The sequence below is a fragment of the Bacillus sp. SD088 genome (assembly GCF_017355205.1).
In the GTDB taxonomy this organism is placed as follows: Bacteria; Bacillota; Bacilli; order Bacillales; family Bacillaceae_C; genus Lederbergia.
Genome location: NZ_JADIJK010000032.1, coordinates 23,630 through 42,097, shown reverse-complemented (window position 1 = coordinate 42,097; position 18,468 = coordinate 23,630). Strand labels below are relative to the sequence as shown.

General features: G+C 41.5%; 20 protein-coding genes, 1 riboswitch and 1 other annotated feature. Of the genes, 19 read left to right on the top strand and 1 reads right to left on the bottom strand.

Features of this window, described 5'->3' with window-relative positions; all coding sequences use genetic code 11:
* The first annotated feature begins 4 nt into the window (after window positions 1-4).
* Both IPU53_RS21505 and IPU53_RS25495 read left to right on the top strand, forming a co-directional pair.
* Entirely contained in the window at window positions 5-919 is a 915-nt protein-coding gene (locus IPU53_RS21505) for a TIGR01777 family oxidoreductase (protein ID WP_207453054.1), read from the top strand.
* Between the two features lie 68 nt (window positions 920-987).
* Window positions 988-1,998, top strand: coding sequence for a nucleoside-triphosphatase (locus tag IPU53_RS25495; protein WP_207453053.1), 1,011 nt, complete (start codon window positions 988-990; stop codon window positions 1,996-1,998).
* A 224-nt stretch (window positions 1,999-2,222) separates the two neighbouring features.
* Here the strand turns inward: IPU53_RS25495 and IPU53_RS21495 are convergent, their stop codons facing one another.
* Entirely contained in the window at window positions 2,223-3,356 is a 1,134-nt protein-coding gene (locus IPU53_RS21495) for a zinc-dependent alcohol dehydrogenase (RefSeq protein WP_207453052.1), read from the bottom strand.
* 278 nt (window positions 3,357-3,634) lie between these two features.
* On the opposite strand from IPU53_RS21495, the gene IPU53_RS21490 reads away from it, so the two are divergent.
* From IPU53_RS21490 to IPU53_RS21410, 17 genes are all read left to right on the top strand, one after another.
* Window positions 3,635-4,096 (top strand): hypothetical protein, encoded by a 462-nt coding sequence (locus IPU53_RS21490; protein WP_207453051.1) that lies wholly within the window; start codon window positions 3,635-3,637, stop codon window positions 4,094-4,096.
* A gap of 19 nt (window positions 4,097-4,115) precedes the next feature.
* Window positions 4,116-4,388: a hypothetical protein gene (locus tag IPU53_RS21485; RefSeq protein WP_207453050.1), complete on the top strand. Its 273-nt coding sequence runs from the start codon at window positions 4,116-4,118 to the stop codon at window positions 4,386-4,388.
* Window positions 4,389-4,468: 80 nt separating this feature from the next.
* Window positions 4,469-5,065 carry a class I SAM-dependent methyltransferase gene (locus tag IPU53_RS21480; RefSeq protein WP_242698486.1) on the top strand — a complete coding sequence of 199 codons (597 nt, stop codon included), beginning with the start codon at window positions 4,469-4,471 and terminating at the stop codon, window positions 5,063-5,065.
* Window positions 5,066-5,187: 122 nt separating this feature from the next.
* Window positions 5,188-5,418: a hypothetical protein gene (locus IPU53_RS21475; protein ID WP_207453049.1), complete on the top strand. Its 231-nt coding sequence runs from the start codon at window positions 5,188-5,190 to the stop codon at window positions 5,416-5,418.
* A gap of 61 nt (window positions 5,419-5,479) precedes the next feature.
* Window positions 5,480-5,589: riboswitch (TPP riboswitch) on the top strand.
* A gap of 352 nt (window positions 5,590-5,941) precedes the next feature.
* Window positions 5,942-6,925, top strand: coding sequence for an ABC transporter substrate-binding protein (locus IPU53_RS21470; RefSeq protein WP_207453048.1), 984 nt, complete (start codon window positions 5,942-5,944; stop codon window positions 6,923-6,925).
* Between the two features lie 14 nt (window positions 6,926-6,939).
* A complete protein-coding gene (locus tag IPU53_RS21465; RefSeq protein WP_207453047.1) occupies window positions 6,940-7,230 on the top strand; it encodes a thiamine-binding protein in 291 nt (96 codons plus the stop codon).
* Entirely contained in the window at window positions 7,230-7,991 is a 762-nt protein-coding gene (locus tag IPU53_RS21460) for an ABC transporter permease (protein ID WP_207453046.1), read from the top strand. The genes IPU53_RS21465 and IPU53_RS21460 overlap by 1 nt, the downstream gene beginning before the upstream one ends.
* Window positions 7,991-8,722, top strand: a complete 732-nt coding sequence (locus IPU53_RS21455; RefSeq protein ID WP_207453045.1) for an ABC transporter ATP-binding protein — start codon at window positions 7,991-7,993, stop codon at window positions 8,720-8,722. Before IPU53_RS21460 ends, IPU53_RS21455 begins: the two co-directional genes overlap by 1 nt.
* A gap of 401 nt (window positions 8,723-9,123) precedes the next feature.
* Window positions 9,124-9,903: a TatD family hydrolase gene (locus IPU53_RS21450; protein ID WP_207453044.1), complete on the top strand. Its 780-nt coding sequence runs from the start codon at window positions 9,124-9,126 to the stop codon at window positions 9,901-9,903.
* 59 nt (window positions 9,904-9,962) lie between these two features.
* Entirely contained in the window at window positions 9,963-10,175 is a 213-nt protein-coding gene (locus tag IPU53_RS21445; protein ID WP_207453043.1) for a hypothetical protein, read from the top strand.
* 746 nt (window positions 10,176-10,921) lie between these two features.
* Window positions 10,922-11,788 carry a YitT family protein gene (locus IPU53_RS21440; protein ID WP_207453042.1) on the top strand — a complete coding sequence of 289 codons (867 nt, stop codon included), beginning with the start codon at window positions 10,922-10,924 and terminating at the stop codon, window positions 11,786-11,788.
* Between the two features lie 630 nt (window positions 11,789-12,418).
* Window positions 12,419-12,652 (top strand) — a binding site (T-box leader).
* A gap of 256 nt (window positions 12,653-12,908) precedes the next feature.
* Window positions 12,909-13,934, top strand: coding sequence for an anthranilate phosphoribosyltransferase (trpD, locus tag IPU53_RS21435; protein WP_207453041.1), 1,026 nt, complete (start codon window positions 12,909-12,911; stop codon window positions 13,932-13,934).
* Window positions 13,935-14,723: an indole-3-glycerol phosphate synthase TrpC gene (trpC, locus tag IPU53_RS21430; protein WP_207453040.1), complete on the top strand. Its 789-nt coding sequence runs from the start codon at window positions 13,935-13,937 to the stop codon at window positions 14,721-14,723. It begins immediately after the preceding gene.
* Window positions 14,724-15,383: a phosphoribosylanthranilate isomerase gene (locus IPU53_RS21425; protein ID WP_207453039.1), complete on the top strand. Its 660-nt coding sequence runs from the start codon at window positions 14,724-14,726 to the stop codon at window positions 15,381-15,383.
* A complete protein-coding gene (gene trpB, locus IPU53_RS21420; RefSeq protein ID WP_207453038.1) occupies window positions 15,358-16,563 on the top strand; it encodes a tryptophan synthase subunit beta in 1,206 nt (401 codons plus the stop codon). The genes IPU53_RS21425 and trpB overlap by 26 nt, the downstream gene beginning before the upstream one ends.
* Entirely contained in the window at window positions 16,556-17,350 is a 795-nt protein-coding gene (trpA, locus tag IPU53_RS21415; protein ID WP_207453037.1) for a tryptophan synthase subunit alpha, read from the top strand. The genes trpB and trpA overlap by 8 nt, the downstream gene beginning before the upstream one ends.
* A 165-nt stretch (window positions 17,351-17,515) precedes the next feature.
* On the top strand, window positions 17,516-17,791 hold the full coding sequence (locus IPU53_RS21410) for a hypothetical protein (RefSeq protein WP_207453036.1): 276 nt from the start codon (window positions 17,516-17,518) through the stop codon (window positions 17,789-17,791).
* Window positions 17,792-18,468 lie beyond the last annotated feature (677 nt).

Below are 18,468 nucleotides of genomic sequence, written 5' to 3'. Positions count from 1 at the left end.
GGGCATGCATATTGTCATCGCAGGGGGTAGCGGTTTTATTGGACAAGTGTTGCAAAAACAACTGCTAGGCAGAGGACATCGCTTGACAATTTTAACGAGGGATCCTTCGAAATTTCAGTCAACCAAACAAATCCAATATGTCGAATGGCTTATCCCTAACAGCCAACCGGAAACACAATTAGAAAAGGTCGATGCCTTTGTGAACTTGGCTGGGGAATCGATTAACGGAATCCGATGGACGAAAGCAAAGAAGCAACGAATCCTTCAAAGCCGCATCACGGCGACCAAGGAAGTTTTACGGATCATTGAAAACCTAGAACTAAAGCCAAGCGTACTTGTGAACGCCTCTGCCATTGGCTATTATGGCATGTCCGAAACCGCAACCTTCACAGAGGAAGTAAACTCGAATGCGAGTGACTTTCTGGCAACAGTTGTCCAAACATGGGAAGAGTTAGCTTCTACAGCAGAAAAATGGGGTGTGCGCACCGTATACACCCGCTTTGGCATCGTCCTTGGAAAAACAGGTGGAGCTTTTCCACTTATGGCTTTACCATACAAGCTGGGAGTCGGAGGGAGGATAGGGGCAGGAACACAATGGGTATCATGGATTCACGTAGCAGATGTAGCGGGAATGATTGTACTAGCGATTGAACAGTCCCATATTCACGGACCTCTGAATGTGACAGCACCTGAACCGAAAAGAATGGATGATTTCGGTAAAATGATTGCACATGTCCTTCATCGCCCTCATTGGTTTCCCGTACCCAGCGTTGCGATGAAAGCATTATTAGGGGAAATGAGTGAAATGTTACTTAGTGGACAAAGAGCGATCCCGGAGAAAGCTTTAAATGCCTCTTATAATTTTCAATACCCAGAACTGGAGGCGGCATTAAGAGAGATTCTCACTTCTAAGGAGTAGTGTTGATTTGAAAACAAGATTGATATAATCGAGTCTTTGAATGGCAAATAGATTAGGGGTGTTATTAGATGAAAGAACAGTCAAAGCATTTAGTTGCAGTTTCAGCACTTGTAAAGAACGAGAATGGACAATGTTTAATGGTTCGTACACATTGGAGATCTGACACTTGGGAAATGCCTGGAGGATTTGTTGATGCAGGCGAACCATTAGATATAGCGATTTGCCGAGAATTTTTGGAAGAAACGGGAATTGTTATTCGCCCTTTAGGAATAACTGGCGTTTACTACAATGAACGTATTCACGTTCTGTCTATGGTTTTTAATGCGGAATATGTTAGTGGTGAAATAAGAATTCAACCTGAGGAAATTCTGGAGGCTAAATATCTAGATTTGGATCATGCTAATATTGATGAATATGTTAAACGACCTAATATAAAATCACGCACACTTGATGCACTAAATGTAGTAAACTCTGTTCCATACGAGACGTGGAATTTGAATCCTCCTAATTACAAGCTGTTGTCAAGGTTAGACGAAGGAAATAAGAATGCTAGAAATATTTTTTTACTTACCGGAAAGCCGAGGATGGGCAAGACAACGATGATAAAAAAACTAATTAATGAAATTGGGATAGATATTTGCGGTGGATTCTATACAGAAGAGATTACCAATTCATATGATCGAATAGGTTTCCAATGTGTCTCCATTAATGGAGGGAGTGTAGAAATAGCAAATGTGGAAAGTCCAAGCAAGACTCGAATTGGAAGATACGGAATGGATATAGAGGCATTCGAAAGTTTTGCTATTAAAGTACTGCAAGACGCCTTGTCTTCAAAGAAAATAATTGTAATCGATGAAATTGGATTTATGCAATTGCTGTCCACCTCTTTTCAAAAAATGATATTAGACATTGTTTCCAATAATCATATTGTCCTCGGAACAGTCCCTTTAGATAGTCATGCTGAAATAGACAAAATTAAATATCTAAAGAAAGCAAAGATAATAAATTTAAATGAAACCAATCGTGATAACATATCAGAATTTTTGGTAAAGGATATCTTGAAAGCTATAGATTTATAGGGAATTTTATGAAAGGTGCAGACATCCTATATTACCTTAAATTTAGGAAGCCTTATATCATGGAACAACACAGAAAGAAAATGATCAGACTTTTTTGTGGAGGTTCTTCAAATTTGAAGAACCTCAAAAATTTAGAATTGTAAGTATGGGATCAATAGCCAGTAGAAGCACGATTCATGGTTTTTATGGTTGAAAATAGAGTCCCTATCAATATGAAACTAGGCTTACGGTTTTAATACAACTTTTATACAGTCATCTTCACGATTATTAAAAAGTTGATAACCATGACTTGCTTCCTCAAGGGATAATTTGTGTGTAATAATTTCTCTTGGGTCAAATTCTTTATTCATTATTTTTTCAAATAATTGGGGCATAAAATGTCTGGCTGGCGCCTGTCCCATTTTTAGATTAATATTTCTCACCCAAAATGCGCCTAATGGAAACAGATTATAGTTGCCCCCGTAAACACCTGTTAGTTGGACTGTTCCATATTTACGAACAGCTTTTGTAGCAATTTGAATTGGGCCAAGGGTTCCACCTTGCAACTTTAATTTTTGTTCAAGAAACTCTAAAGGTGATTTTTTCCCGTCCATCCCTACACAATCAATGACTATATCTGCTCCGCCATGAGTGATTTCTTTCAAATGCTCACCCATATCTGGATGATTTGTAAATTCAAAAACTTCAACATTGTTCATCCTCTTTGCATGCATCATCCGATAATCTAGATAATCAACAGCTATCACTCGCTCGGCACCTTTCATCCATGCGAATTTTTGCGCCATTAACCCAATAGGCCCACAACCAAGTACGATCACAGTGTCTCCTGGTTTTACTCCTGCATTGACTACACTCCAGTATGCAGTAGGGAGAACATCGGATAAAAATAGCAATGATTCATCTTCTAATTCACATGATTCGGGAACCACAAAGGGAGTAAAATTTCCAAAAGGGACTTTTAAATATTCTGCCTGACCACCTGGGTGGTTTCCGAACTTCTCAGAATAACCAAAGTATCCTCCTGAATCGTAATGAGGATTTGCGTTATCACATTGGCTTTCCATCTTGTGCTCGCAATAAACGCATTGGCCGCATGCAACGGTAAAAGGAATAACTACACGATCCCCCTTTTTTACCTTCGTGACTTCAGGTCCTGTTTCTTCAACAATCCCCATCGGTTCATGGCCAATAATGTATCCGGGAGGTAATGGGAAATTTCCTTGATATAAATGTAAATCAGACCCACATATAGCAGTAGAAGTAATCTTGACAATCACATCATCTTTTTTCTCTAATTTTGCGTCCTCTACTTCGTTCACCTGTATATGCTTTGGTCCTTGATAAGTCACGGCTTTCATAATGATAGATCCTCCTATTTTTTCAATATTCACTGCCTATTATGTTCCACTAAGAAAGTGAATAATATACTTAGCCATCTTTAAGAAGTGGTGTAAAGGGCTTACGAATTACCGTAAATGACAGCTGAAAGAGGGAAAAGATGAAACCTCAATGGGAATGTTTTCGTATTCCATAAGAATGAGAAAGTATATTAGCCATTGGTTGTCTAATGGTTATGATTTCTTTTTTATCCGGCTATATAGAAAGAAGTGAATAATGATTACTAAATTAGGAGGGGATGATAATTCAGTTTTTATATCATTATTATGATGACTCAACCGGTCCTTTCCGCAATTTATCAGATCTTGAATTGGCAGAGGCTGAACAAGTTTTGAATGATATTAGAGAGAGTAAACGGGGATTTGCTAGCAAACGTTCTTTTGATTATCTTAAAATTCGTCATAGGCTAGAATTAAGAGCAAGAGACTTATTTATTTCCAAGGGTGGAAAGCCGCTTCGAACTCATCCGCATTATATGACCTTGGGGGAGTGTCCGTGGTTGTTAGACTGGTATCCAACAGGCCAAGAGCTACTAATTCCAATAGCAGAGTTTGATTCGTCAGTGATTAGCTTTACCTATGGCGATTTATTTCCGACTATGAGGTACCAAGATGGAAAATCCTATCGGGGGCAAGTTTATACGCTTGAAGAAATTTATCCCGCATTAACGGGCAGTAATACCCCTACCTCAAGGCTTTAGAGAATACGGAGAAGCATAGGTGGGGGATACACTGCCCGTAAAAGCCCGATCGGTTCGGGCCGACAGGAAGTTGGTCACAAAGGCGTTGCGACAGGACGTCGCGAATTTAGCCCTTGATCTTCTGAAATCAGTGGGGGATGAAAGAAAACCCCCACTGATTGAAGGTTCACTTTATGAAGTCATCGATCAATATGGCTTGCCGCAAGAATGGAATCCGGAAGGGAATAAAGGACCAGAGCGGTATATTGAAGTGCAAATTTGGGATGACCAACCGATAAGAAAGTATAGATGATTGTGACAATTATAGTGCATAACGAACTGACCTTATGACTGGAAACAAATAATTATGGGAGGCCTTTTTAATGAAAATGGATGAAAAATTATTTCACTATTATCTTGAACTTAAAAGTCCTGAAGCTGGTGAATGGAACACCTCTCCATACAGAAGTGAGTACAAGAGATTTTATAAGAAAATCATTTACGGCTACGGAAGGAATGCGAGTTTGTAATGTCGGAATTGGTACCGGTGACTGGGATGACTTTCTGGGATATTGGCTAAAAGATAAAGGACAGTTGACTAGCATTGATTTAGACGAAGAAATATGTGGAATATTTCAATATAGGCAGGAAAGAGAAAGGCACCCCAATCCATCTCAGGTTATATGCAAGAGCATTTTTGATCCCAATTTACCTAAGGAAAGATATGATCTTGTCACAATGATTGGTTCGGCTATAAATGAAATAGGAGATTTCCAAAAAAGTCTTGATGCTTGCTTCGATTTACTAAAAAGCGGAGGCTATCTTATGTTTATGGCGCATTTAAGATATTCGCCTGGTGAAATGGTTGAGGAATACATTCAAAATACGGATTACCTTTTAGAAAAGCAGAAAATATATAAGGAATTTCCTGAGTACCCTTTTTATATTTGCAAAATTAAGAAATTTGCATTTGAGAATTCAAAGAAATAATAGCTCACAAGTGATATTTTAAAAAATTCTCTGGTAATCTTTGGATTTAATAGTAAAATGGACAATGGTCTCATAAACATTAATAACTAACATTGTGAAGCAACGAAAGAGGTGAGAAGCTTATGCAAAAAAATATGACATTAAAAGATTGGATTATTACGATGATCTTGCTCGCACTTCCAATTGTGAATATTGTCATGTTAATTATATGGGCGGTAGATAGAGATGAGCCCCGCAATTTATTTGCTAAAGCTTATTTAATTGTAATGGCGGGAACCGTTGCAGTTGTGTTTATATTTTATATCATCATCCTTATTATTATTTTTGCTTTTTCGGCCGCTTTTGCTTATTAATAAGTCGTCGATCTGGCTTTCGTTCAGCAATCTGCTATAATAAAATATGAAAATAATAATATATGGAATGTGGGGGGACCGGTTATGCCGGTTGAGAGTGCATCCTTGAGATGCTGACCCTTAGAACCTGCCCTGGTTAAGACCAGCGAAGGGAACATGAATTCATTCAATTGATGAATGTTCTTTCAAGATGCCCAGGTTCAAACGAACCTGGGCATCTTTTTCATTGCTTATAAAATCTTAGCTTGTGGAAAAGGGCAACCTGTTTATGTGGCGGTTGATCTCGATGGACTGAACAAGGCGCTTGTGCTTTTCTTAAAAGATAAGAAAGTATAAAATTTTGGCTAGTGTTTTGATCTAGCTCCAGCGCCCAGCCCCTCGAGGTCAAATAACCTGAGCCAATAAAAGTCAAAACCGGACTTTTCTTGTCTCAGAACATTTGCTTGTCGGGGCTGAGCAAGGCGCTTGCGCTTTTCTTATGTTTATGGGTTCATTTTCCGGAAAAACATGGAGGGAGAAAGAGATGAAAAAGTGGTTCGGTATTAGTTTAGCAGCTTTTCTTCTGCTTGCAGGATGTAGTGGGACAACAGAAGAGAAAAGTGAGGCAGGCTTGAAGAAAGTATCGATTGTTCTTGATTGGACACCGAATACCAATCATACGGGTTTATATGTTGCGCGTGATCAAGGCTATTTTGAGGATGAGGGATTGGATGTTGAGATTATGCTTCCAGGTGAGGCGGGAGCTGATCAGTTAGTTGCATCTGGTAAATCTGAATTTGGAATCGGTGCGCAAGAAAGCTTAACAGAAGCAAGGGCTCAAGATATTCCAATTGTATCAATAGGGGCAGTCATTCAACATAATACGTCAGGCCTCGCTTCACCAGTCGAGAAAAGAATTGAAAAGCCGCGTGATTTTGAAGGAAAAACATACGGCGGATGGGGAGCTCCGGTCGAACAAGCTGTTTTGACTTCCTTGATGGAAGCAGACGAAGGGGATTTTGCTAAAGTTGATGTGATTAATATGGGCGATACCGATTTTTTTACAGCAGTGCAAAGAGATATCGATTTTGCGTGGATCTATTATGCCTGGACTGGTGTAGAAGCCGAGCTGCGCGGGGATGATATAAATATGATCTATCTCACCGATTATTCGGACAAGCTCGATTATTATACGCCGGTCATTTCAACAAGTGAGAAAATGATTGAGGAAGATCCTGATACAGTAAAAGCCTTTATGAAGGCTGTATCCATGGGCTATCAATTGGCAATCGATGATCCGGAAGCAGCGGCAGAGGTTTTAATCGAGGCGGAACCAGACTTGGATGAAGAACTTGTGCGAAAAAGTCAAGAATGGTTGGCCACCCGTTATCAAGATGATGCCGCGCGCTGGGGAGAGCAAAAACAAGAAGTATGGCAAAACTATATGGATTGGATGCTAGAGAATAAGGTTTTAGAAAAAGAAATTGATGTAGAAAAAGCATTTACAAATGAATTTTTACCTGAATAGGAGGAGGAAGAAAGATGGCAAACGCATTAGTGAGTATTCAAATTATCCCGAAATTAGAGAATGGGGGAGACACCTATCCACTTGTGGATGAAGCAATCAAAGTGATTGCAGAATCGGGGGTCTCATACGAAGTGCATCCATTAGAAACTACGATGGAAGGTGATCTATCGCAGATCATGCAGACCATTGAAAAAATGAATCAAAGAATGGTGGAGTTAGGGAGCATTAGTATCATCTCACAAGTGAAAATCGTCTATAAACCAACAGGGATTACGATGGAGACACTTACGGAGAAGTATAGATAATGGGAGCAATTTGGCGGAAGGGGTGGAGACCAATGGTGCTCCTCCTCTTCCTATTGATTATATGGGAGGGCGCGGTTCGACTTTTAAAAACTCCTAGTTGGTTATTACCTGCCCCCAGTGCAATTTTACAGGAGGCCTTAACAGGTTATGAAGGGTTTCTTCTCCATTTGCAATCGACGGTTGGTTTAGCAGTGACAGGATTTTTACTTGGATGTTCGATTGGCATTCTTGTCGCGGTGGCTCTTCATTTGCTGCCAGGAACCCAAGAGGCAGTTTACCCGCTATTAATCCTTTCGCAAAACATCCCTATTATTGTGTTAGCTCCATTGTTGGTCATTTGGTTTGGATTTGGCTGGCTTCCCAAGTTAATTGTTATCACGCTTGTCTGTTTTTTCCCTGTTACCATCGCTGCTATGGGTGGTTTTCGTAACACTTCTAAGGAAATCAAACAATATATGCTAATGGCAGGGGCGACGCGCTTACAAATTTTTACGAAGTTAGAATGGCCTTATTCTCTCCCAGCCTTATTTTCGGGCTTAAAAATATCGGCTACATATAGTGTGATGGGAGCGGTGATTTCTGAATGGCTTGGTGCCAAAAAGGGAATTGGCGTTTATATGACATTGGCTTCTTCCTCGTTCAGAACAGATCGAGTGTTTGTGGCCATCTTCCTGATCATGATTTTGAGTATGCTATTCTTTCTGGTGATCCAGCTTGCTGAAAAATGGCTGGTTCGTTGGACACGAGAGGAGATGAAATAATGGGCACGCTCATGGTTAAGGGAATCTCCAAAAGCTTTCAAGGACGGAAAGTATTGGAGCACATTCAGTTTCAAGTAGAAGAAGGAGAATTTGTCACGATCCTTGGGCCCTCTGGTAGTGGCAAAAGTACTTTATTTCAGCTGATTGGCGGACTTCTGTTACCAGAAGAAGGCTCGATTATTTTAGATGGGCATGATATGACTGGGAAGCGGGGGGCGATTGGTTATATGCCACAACATTCCGCATTACTTCCATGGAGAACCGTCTTACAGAATGTTCTCCTTGGCCAAGAGTTACAAGGGAAGAAAGATGAGAAAAGGGCAAGAGAGATGATTAAGAAGGCTGGTTTGGCTGATTATGAAGAGGCTCTTCCTGATGCTTTGTCAGGAGGGATGAAGCAAAGAGTGGCTTTCATACGCTCTCTATTAAGTCCGCAATCATTGATCTGTCTAGATGAGCCCTTTTCCGCTTTAGATGACTTTACTCGTGAAGAAATGCATGAGTGGTTATTATCGATCTGGTCTTCTTATCGCAGGACGATCCTTTTTGTTACGCATAACATCGATGAAGCGCTGTTTTTGTCAGATCGTATTCTCGTACTGTCCACGAACCCAGCACACGTGATTCATGAATTTTCGGTACCATTCCCAAGACCGCGTCAGCATGAACTATTATTAACAGAGGAATTTTTAGAAAAGAAGCGTGAATTGACGAGCCTTTTAAAAAGATAAGGTTTGCTATGGCTGGTGGTTACTGAACAAAGGCAAACAAGCAATTATATAGTGGATATGATAATGCTAGAAAAAACGTTCAATTGTCCCCGTACGGACCGTTTCTTGAACGGAATCGCTGTAAATGTGCACGTAGAGGGTTCTATGCCCCATTTTTTGGGTGGAAATCGCTGTAAATGTGCACGTAGAAGGTTCTATGCCCCGTTTCTTGAGGGGAATCGCTGTAAATGTGCACGTAGAGGGTTCTATGCGCCATTTCTTGAGGAGAAATTGCTGTTTATATTCATGTAGAGGATTCTACGCATCGTTTCAAGAGGAAACTCGCTGTTTTTGTGTACATAGAAGGATTCTACGCACATTTTATTGATGAACGAAAGAAGAGAAGTGCAGAGGAGGACAAAATGGAGAGACGAGTGATTGATGCTCATATTCATTTGGATCATTATGAAGAGAATGAAGTCGAGAAGATCATCCAAGATTTGCCGGTTGAAAGCTATCCAGCGCTTATTGCTGTTTCATATCATTTACAATCCTGTAAGCAGAATCTTGTTCTAGCTAAAAGGAATCCTCAGGTGAGGCCCGCTTTCGGTTTCCACCCTGAACAGCCATTGCCAACTACTCAAGAACAGCAGGCATTATTTCAATGGATGGAAGAGCATGTAGCAGACATGGTAGCAGTCGGAGAAATTGGTCTTCCTTATTACACACGTAAGGAAACACCTGAGTTAAAAATTGAGGGATATCTTGAATTAGTAGAGCAATTTCTAGTGTTTGCGAAGAAATGGGAGAAACCTGTTGTTCTTCATGCTGTTTATGAAGATGCAGACCTTGTTTGCGATCTCTTAGAAAAACATCATATAAACAACGCTCATTTTCACTGGTTCAAGGGGGCCGATGCAACTATTGAACGGATGAGGAGGCAGGGTTACTTTATTTCCGTCACGCCTGATGTCGTGTATGAGCCTGAAATTCAAGCGCTAGTGAACAAATATCCATTAGAAAAAATGATGGTCGAAACCGATGGACCTTGGCCTTTCGAAGGTCCGTTCAAGGGCAAGCTGACCCATCCACGCATGATTCATGAGTCTATTAAGGTGATTGCCGACATGAAAAACGAAGAGCTCGAGCATGTTTATCAACAGCTCTATCAAAACACAATAAAATTTTACAGATTAGTTTAAAATGTTTCAACGAACCTCCCATAAGGAAAAGGTAAACTAAACCAAGGGAGGGAAAGAAGATGAAACATCGACCAACTCAAGATAAAATTAATCGGGAAAAGGCGTTGGAGGAACGGAATGAGCGAGATAAGGCATTCTATCAGGACCCGGAAAAACAAGCACAACGTGATCAATTGGTGATGCCGATTGATGATATTTCCGATGACTTGGTTGAAAAACGAGAAAAAAACGAACGAGATAAAAAAGGAACATATGGACAAGATGATGAGTAATTTTTTTGTATAGTACTCAAAAGAAGCTATCCAATCTGATGATTGGTGGCTTTTTTCTATGCGAATCCTTTTACATAGATGGGGGATACTCTTTTTAACTATAGAAATCTCATAGCTTTAATGCTTTAAAACAGACGCTTGCGAATCCTTTATAAAATGTTTATGGTTATAAAGGTTTATCCCGCATTAGCGGGCGGTAATACCCCCACCACAAGGCTTTAGAGAATACGGAGAAGCATAGGTGGGGGATACACTGCCCTAATCTAGCTTCAGCGCCCAGCAAATTTACGATTTCTGCTTGCGTAAGTCAACATCGATTCGCCCTTTGGGCTCATCGTGTTTCCTTTATCTCGTCAGAACCCTTTAAATTTGTACGTCGCTGGACAGGCGCTCCCGCATTTTTGAGTAAAAGCCCGATTGGTTTAGGCCAACAAGATGTTGGTCAGAAAGGCGTAGCGACGTATAGGATGTACTAGTGCAGACGAAGCGACAGGACGTCGCGTTTGAGTCTGCCGACAGGGTGTCGCGATTTTAGCCTCTGATCCTCTGAAATCAGAGGGGGATGAAAGAAAAACCCCACTGATTGAAGGTTCACTTTATCCTGCCTTAAGGGCAGTATTCTACGAGTGCTAAGATCTCGGTAAATCTCGCTAACCGTCAGTGGAGCATGAAGTCAGGCTCGCTTTATTTCCCCTGAATTAAAACCGACATCGGAGTTTATACAAAGAAGGATAGGTGCATGAAAAATGAGTAATTCAACATCAACATTTTCACGAGTTTGGGAATATTTGATGGTTATTTTTGGAGCAACTTTAGTGGGGCTCGCTTATAATATTTTTCTACTTCCTGCGCGGATTGCTGCCGGCGGTGTTTCGGGTATCAGTACCTTATTATACGAAACCTTCCAATGGAATCCAGCATTGGTCCAAGCAGCTATAAATATGCCGTTATTCTTTTTAGGCCTTTGGCTATTAGGAAGAGATTTTGGTGTGAAAACTTTAATCGGGACTCTCTTTGTTCCGTTTGTGATTTGGCTGACTCAAGGAATCAATATCAATCTCCATGAACCTATGCTCGGTGCCATTTATGGTGGGATTCTAATTGGTGTTGGATTAGGTATTGTCTATCGTGGTGGTGGATCGACAGGTGGAACTGCAGCGGTTTCTCAAGTGTTAAAAAAGTATACAGGCCTATCAAGTGGCTTTTCTCAACTGATTGTGGACGGAGTGGTTGTGGCTGCCGCTGCCTTTGTTTTAAATTTGGAACTTGCCTTATTCGCTTTAATTTCAATCTATGTGACGAGCAAGGTAATCGATTTTGTACAATTGCAAACATCTCCAACCAAGCTTGTGATGATTATTACGGAAAAGGAAGAAGAGGTCCAACAAATTATTCGCGATGAGATTGATCGAGGTCTTACAAAGGTGAAGTCCTTAGGTGGGTATACGAATTTAGAACGAACGATGATATTATGTGTTGTTGAACAGTCAGAAGCCATCTATTTGAAAAAAGTTCTCCAAGAACAAGAGCCATCGTCCTTCGTGATCTTCTTGAATGCTTCGGAAATTTTAGGCAGAGGCTTTACGTTGGATAAAATTCATGGGACAAAATAATTGTAAATGAAAAAGTGGAGTTTCCCATAAAAAGAGGAATTTTAAACACAATATCTCTTGACAGATCCTTTCTAAAAAGTTATTATGTTAAATAATTCAAACTAAATCGATGATTTTGGCAGTGATGAAGAGGAGTAGCTATCTCGTAACACTTAAGAGAGCTGGTGGGTGGTGCAAACCAGTGTGTAAGAATAGTGAATGGACTTCTGAGCCCCAAACCGAACCCTTTAGGTGTGTGTTCAAATAGGAGGATAAAAAAGACCAAGTCGGCTAAAAGCGCTGACGTCCTGTCAGCAACGCCGACACTAGTACATCCTGTACGTCGAAAATTCGAGGCGGCGCCGTTTCGAGCAGCGGAATGTATGCAGTTAGATACATGAGCAGCGCAGAAACAAGCCAACGAGGAAATTCGCAGTGTCATTTTTACCGGACTTTTTGAACATTCCCTTGAATAGGTGGTAGGCTTTGGCGTAAAGGTCTTGGCGTTACAGAGACTAGGCATAAGCTATAGCTTGTTGCTGTCAAAGTGAGCTGAATTTCAGCTAATAAAGGTGGTACCACGGGTTCCTCGTCCTTTGGATGAGGGGCCCTTTTTGTGTTATACCATCGTTTAAAAATAACTATATCTATAATAAATTGTTGAGTAAGAGGAGTACATTTGGTAAGGCGGTAAAGAGAGTCGGTGTTGGTGAGAATCCGGCGTGTACTGCCAAATGGAATGGACTTACGAGAGATTTCCTGAACAGTGAGTAGGGAAATACGGCTTCCACCGTTAATTGGACCTGAGTATCGGCTTTTTCGATACTCAATGAGATGAGGATTTATTCCTCAATAGAGGTGGCACCGCGACTTTTCGCCCTCTGTCCTAAGTAGGGTTTTGCTAGGACAGGGGGCTTTTTATATTCTGACAGGAAGCTTTGGTGGCCAGCGCCTAGCCTCGAGAGCCCCGCAGGAAGCGAGACCATCAGCGTTGCGAACTAGTGCAGACAAAGCGACAGGACGTCGCGGTTTGAGTTTGCCACAGGAAGTGGCGTCCTTAGCCGATGTTTGCTTGTCGAGATTGATCAAGGCGCTTGCGCTTTTACAAACTTTTACCCTTATTAAAAAAAGGAGAATGAAAATGAAAATTTACTTGCAAAAATTAATGGCAGGAGAATCTTTAACAATAGAGGAAATGTATCAGGCAGGGAGATATTTATTCGAAGGAGAGGCAACGGAAAGTGAGGCAGGGGCTTTGCTTGGCTTGCTTGCCTTAAAAGGAGAATCAGCAGACGAAATTGCAGGTTTGGTGCAAGCGATTCGCGAGAAATCTCCGGCAAGCTTACATGTAAATCATAGTGTCATTGATAATTGTGGGACTGGTGGAGATGGTTCTAGCAGTTTTAACATCAGTACGACTTCAGCATTTGTGATCGCGGGAACAGGAATCAAAGTGGCGAAGCATGGCAACCGAAGTGTTTCAAGTCAAACGGGGAGCGCTGATGTATTGGAATACCTTGGAGTTTCTCTTGATCCCCTACCTGAAGAAACGGAGGAGTTGCTAGAGGAAAACGGGATTTCCTTCTTATTTGCTCCCCATGTACATCCAGCGATGAAGGCTGTGATGAAAGTACGAAAAGATTTACGAGTGCCAACTATTTTCAATCTAATTGGTCCGTTGACGAACCCGGTTGAATTGGATACGCAATTACTTGGCATTTATCGACGAGATAAATTAATGCTGATGGGGGAGGTTTTGAAAAAGTTAGGTCGTAAGAGAGCCGTGATTATCAATGGTGCCGGTTTTCTTGATGAAGGCTCATTGGCAGGAGAAAATCATCTTGTCATTTTAAAGGACGGGAAGTTAACCTCCACTATTCTAAAACCAGAAGATGTCGGGCTTCCATTTTATACAAATGAGGAAATTCTTGGTGGCGACGCAGAAAGAAATGCTCAAATCATGCATAGTGTGTTAAGGGGAGATGAAGGTCCTTTCCGTGATACCGTTCTATTGAATGCGGGAATAGGTATTTATGCCAATGGGAAGGTGCAGACAATCAAGGAAGGAATCGAAGCTGCCAAACAAAGCATTGACTCAGGAGCGGCGCTGGAGAAATTGGAGTTTTTAATTAGAAAAAGTGAAAAATCCCGACAAGGAGTGGTTTAAATGACAATTCTGGATACGATTCTGAAGCAAAAGGAATTGGAGGTTCAAGAGCTAAAGGCGATTTATAGTGGACATGAAACGGAACCATTGAAAAAACGCCCTTCCCTATATTCCCAATTTATGGATTCAGTAAATATGAATGTGATTGCCGAAGTGAAGCGAGCTTCCCCTTCAAAAGGGATGATTAACCAAGATGTAGATCCCGTTGCTCAAGCTAAAGCCTATGCCACGGCTGGGGCAGGAGCAATATCGGTTTTAACAGATCGAAAGTTTTTTAAAGGATCAATGGCAGATTTATCTGCGGTCGCTCAAGCTGTTGATGTCCCTTTGTTGTGTAAGGATTTTATGATTGATGAGGTGCAAATTGATGCAGCCAAAGAGCATGGGGCTAGTATTATTTTGCTGATCGCAGCCGCCTTACCTGAAACAAGATTAAAAGAGTTATATGAATATGCCCACTCCCAGCAGCTTGACGTTTTATTCGAGGTGCATAATGAGGAAGAAGCCGAAACAGCCCTTCGTGTAGGAGCCAATATAGTTGGCATTAATAATCGCAATTTAAAAACCTTCGATGTGGACTTGGCAGTAACGGAACGAGTTGCTTCTATTCTTCAGCAAACAGACCGACTGCTTATTAGTGAGAGTGGAATGAAAGAGAAAGCGGATGTTGAAAGGGTGCAGGAAGCGGGAGCTAAGGGGATCCTTGTTGGAGAAACACTGATGCGCTCAGGCGATATTCAACAAACAATGAATCAATTTAGAATCCCTTTCACGAAGGTGGCGAAGTAGATGCAAGTGAAAATCTGTGGAATCACAACAAAAGAAGCGGCACACACTGCGGTAAGGGCTGGGGCTGATTTCCTCGGATTTGTATTTGCCAAAAGTAAAAGAAGGGTTCCACCTGAACAGGCAGCTGAAATAATTCGGGAACTACCTTCACATGTAAAATCGGTAGGAGTATTTGTGAATGAAAGCAAGGAAGAAATTCAACGGATCGCCGCATTAGCCAACCTTGATTATGTACAATTGCATGGGGCTGAGTCACCTGAATTTTGTTCAAACCTTGGCCTTCCAGTAATTAAGGCTTTTTCTATTAAACAGGAAAAAGATCTTGATGCGCTAAAACAATATGATTTTGAGTATGCTCTTGTTGATAGCCCAGGGGTTCAGTTTGCGGGAGGAAGTGGCACTCCTTTTGATTGGAATTTACTAGAATCCAAGCAATTGCCAAGAGAGCGACTAATTTTAGCTGGCGGGTTAACAACTGAAAATGTGCTTATGGCTATCTCCAAAGTTCATCCGAAAATAGTGGATGTTTCCAGTGGGGTTGAAACAGATGGAAAAAAGGATCTAGAGAAAATAAAGACATTTATTAAAAACGTAAAAACGTATCAAGCAAATCAAACATCCAGGAGTGAAGAAAATGGCTGTGTACACATCACCAGATGAAAAAGGGAAATATGGACCATACGGGGGGCGTTTTGTACCTGAAACCTTAATGACTGCTGTATTAGAATTAGAAGAAGAATACAATAAGGCTATTCAGGATCCCGCGTTCACGCAGGAAATGGATTATTATTTAAAACAATATATCGGGCGGGAAACCCCACTTTATTTTGCTGAAAATCTATCGCAGCAATTAGGTGGGCCAAAAATATATTTAAAGCGGGAAGATTTAAATCATACTGGGGCTCATAAAATTAACAATACGATCGGGCAAGCGCTCTTAACCCAAAGAATGGGCAAGAAAAAGGTTGTAGCTGAAACAGGAGCAGGGCAGCATGGTGTGGCAACAGCAACCGTTTGTGCTTTATTGGGACTGGAATGCATTGTGTTTATGGGAGAAGAAGATATTAGACGTCAAGCATTGAATGTCTTCCGCATGGAACTACTTGGAGCAGAAGTAAGAAGTGTATCTCAAGGGAGTGGAACGCTGAAGGACGCGGTGAATGAGGCTTTGCGTTATTGGGTAGCCAATGTTGAAGATACACATTATATTTTAGGTTCAGTTGTCGGACCTCATCCATTTCCTCAGATTGTTCGAGACTTTCAAAGTGTGATCGGTCAAGAAACAAAACAACAAATCCTCGAACAAGAAGGGAAGCTTCCTGATGCAGTTGTGGCTTGTATCGGGGGTGGCAGCAATGCAATGGGGATGTTTTACCCCTTCATTCAGGATGAAGCTGTAAAGATCTATGGTGTGGAAGCAGCTGGATCGGGTATCGAAACGGGAGAGCATGCGGCTGTGTTAACAGATGGAAAAGCGGGCGTTTTACATGGAACGATGACCTATCTTTTGCAGGATGCACATGGACAAATTCAAGAGGCTCATTCGATCTCTGCAGGGCTCGATTATCCAGGGGTAGGACCAGAACATTCCTTTTTAAAAGATCAAGGCCGTGTGAATTATACATCTGTGACAGATGCAGAAGCGTTGGAAGCTTTTCAAATGCTCTCGAAAACAGAAGGGATTATCCCTGCGCTAGAAAGCTCTCATGCTGTAGCGTATGCCGTGAAACTTGCCAAGGATATGAAGACCTCTGAAACAATGGTGATTTGTTTATCTGGAAGAGGAGACAAAGATGTCGATGCAGTTCGGTCTGCGATTGGAGGACAAAACAATGGGTAAAGAAAAAATAGACGCGGCATTTTCTGCTGTGCTTAACCGGGGAGATAAGGCCTTTGTTCCCTATATTATGGCAGGAGATGGTGGCCTGGAAAATTTACAAGAGCAGATCCTGTTTTTAGCGGAAAATGGAGCAACGGTTGTAGAATTAGGAATTCCCTTTTCCGATCCTGTCGCAGATGGACCAGTAATCCAAGAGGCTGGCATTCGTTCTCTCCAAAATGGCACAACTCTGGAGGCGATCTTAACAAGTCTTGAGGGCTGGAAGGATACAAGAGACATACCAATCGTACTCATGACGTATATTAATTTGATTTATTCATTTGGAATTGAAAAATTTGCGAAACGTTGTGAAGAAGTTGGCGTGGATGGCCTAATTATTCCCGATCTTCCATTAGAGGAAGAAGAACTGGTGACTCCCATATTAGAGCAATTTGGGATTGCTTTGATCAGACTTGTAGCACCAACAAGTCCTCCTCAGCGTATTGAACAAATCGCCAAGCGTTCAGAAGGATTTTTATATGCGGTAACCGTAAAAGGCACAACGGGCGTAAGAAGCGAATATGAGGAAGGAGTAGAAGCATACTTAGCAGGACTGAAGGAATATGCGGAAGTCCCAGTATTAGCTGGCTTTGGTGTTTCATCACCAGACCAAGTGAGCACGATGAGTGAGCACTGTGATGGTGTGATTGTGGGGAGTAAAATTGTGGACGCCCTTCATCAGAATGATAGGGAAACCATAGCGACATTAATAGCTGCGTCTAAAAAATCAACCGCGAAGCTAACATAAAGTGAAACTTCAATCAGTCGAGGTTACTGCCCGTTAATGCGGGATAAAAATAGTGTTAATTTCACAATTGTCTTTAAATTGTAAAGGGCTTGTTATCCTTTTCATGCTTAATTACTTGAAAAATAGGGTAAAGAATAAACAAATAATGAAAAGGAGGCAAGTCCTATGGCTAGAAAGAGCTTAAGCCCGTATGTATTGTTAGGGATTGGAATTGCCGGTGCCACTTACTTGCTACAGGAAGAGAATCGACATAAAACATTAGGTATTGTTCAACAGATGAAAAAAACTGTACAAAAATGGTGTAATAGACAGAACTCTGAAATTCAAGAAAAGATGATCGATAAAGCAGGTCATCCGAACCCCTTTGATGAAGGGGATGCGGAAATGGTCTCAGAAGGCGCAATGTATGCGGTTGAATATTATAACAAGGAAGAGCAATAAGCTTAAATCCTACCTAAAGGGGGCTGTCCAGAAAGTCAGTAAAAACTGAGCTTTTCTGTGACAGCTCTTCTTCTAGGCATGTAAAAGTTGGTGTGCGGTTTCCGGTTGCCTTCCGTTCCGGGGCACGCTTTCCGCGGGGCAAGGCTTGAACTTCCTCAGTCGCTGCGCGCCTTGCGGGATCTCAAGGCCATGCTTGTCCCGCAGGAGTCGGCCCCTGCACTCCAAGCAACGGCCAAGCGGACGGAAATCGATGAGCTTTCCCAACCGAATAAATAGAAAAAATCGCTTCCTTTAGTAGGATGAAGTTACCACAACAACATGATCGAAGCATCCCGGATGAACAGCTTTTCGTCCATTTATCCGGGGGGGCGGCCGAGGAGGCTGAGCGTTGCCCGCAGACAGCTCCTTGGCGAGAACACCAGTATTTTAAAGACCAAGTGATTTTCTTGGTTTTACTAATATGGTTTATGAAATGATTGATGTAATTAACATCCTGCCGTCCCGTTCAAAACGAAAACGAGTAAAATAGTTCAAGAATAGGGAGCGCCCATAAGAACTTATAAGAGAAGAATCCGTTTTGATCAATCCTTTTTCAAAACGGATTTTTTTATTTAGCCCAAAATGTGGTTTGTCCCAAGGATTCCTTTACACGAAATGGAGTCACGATTTCTACAGAA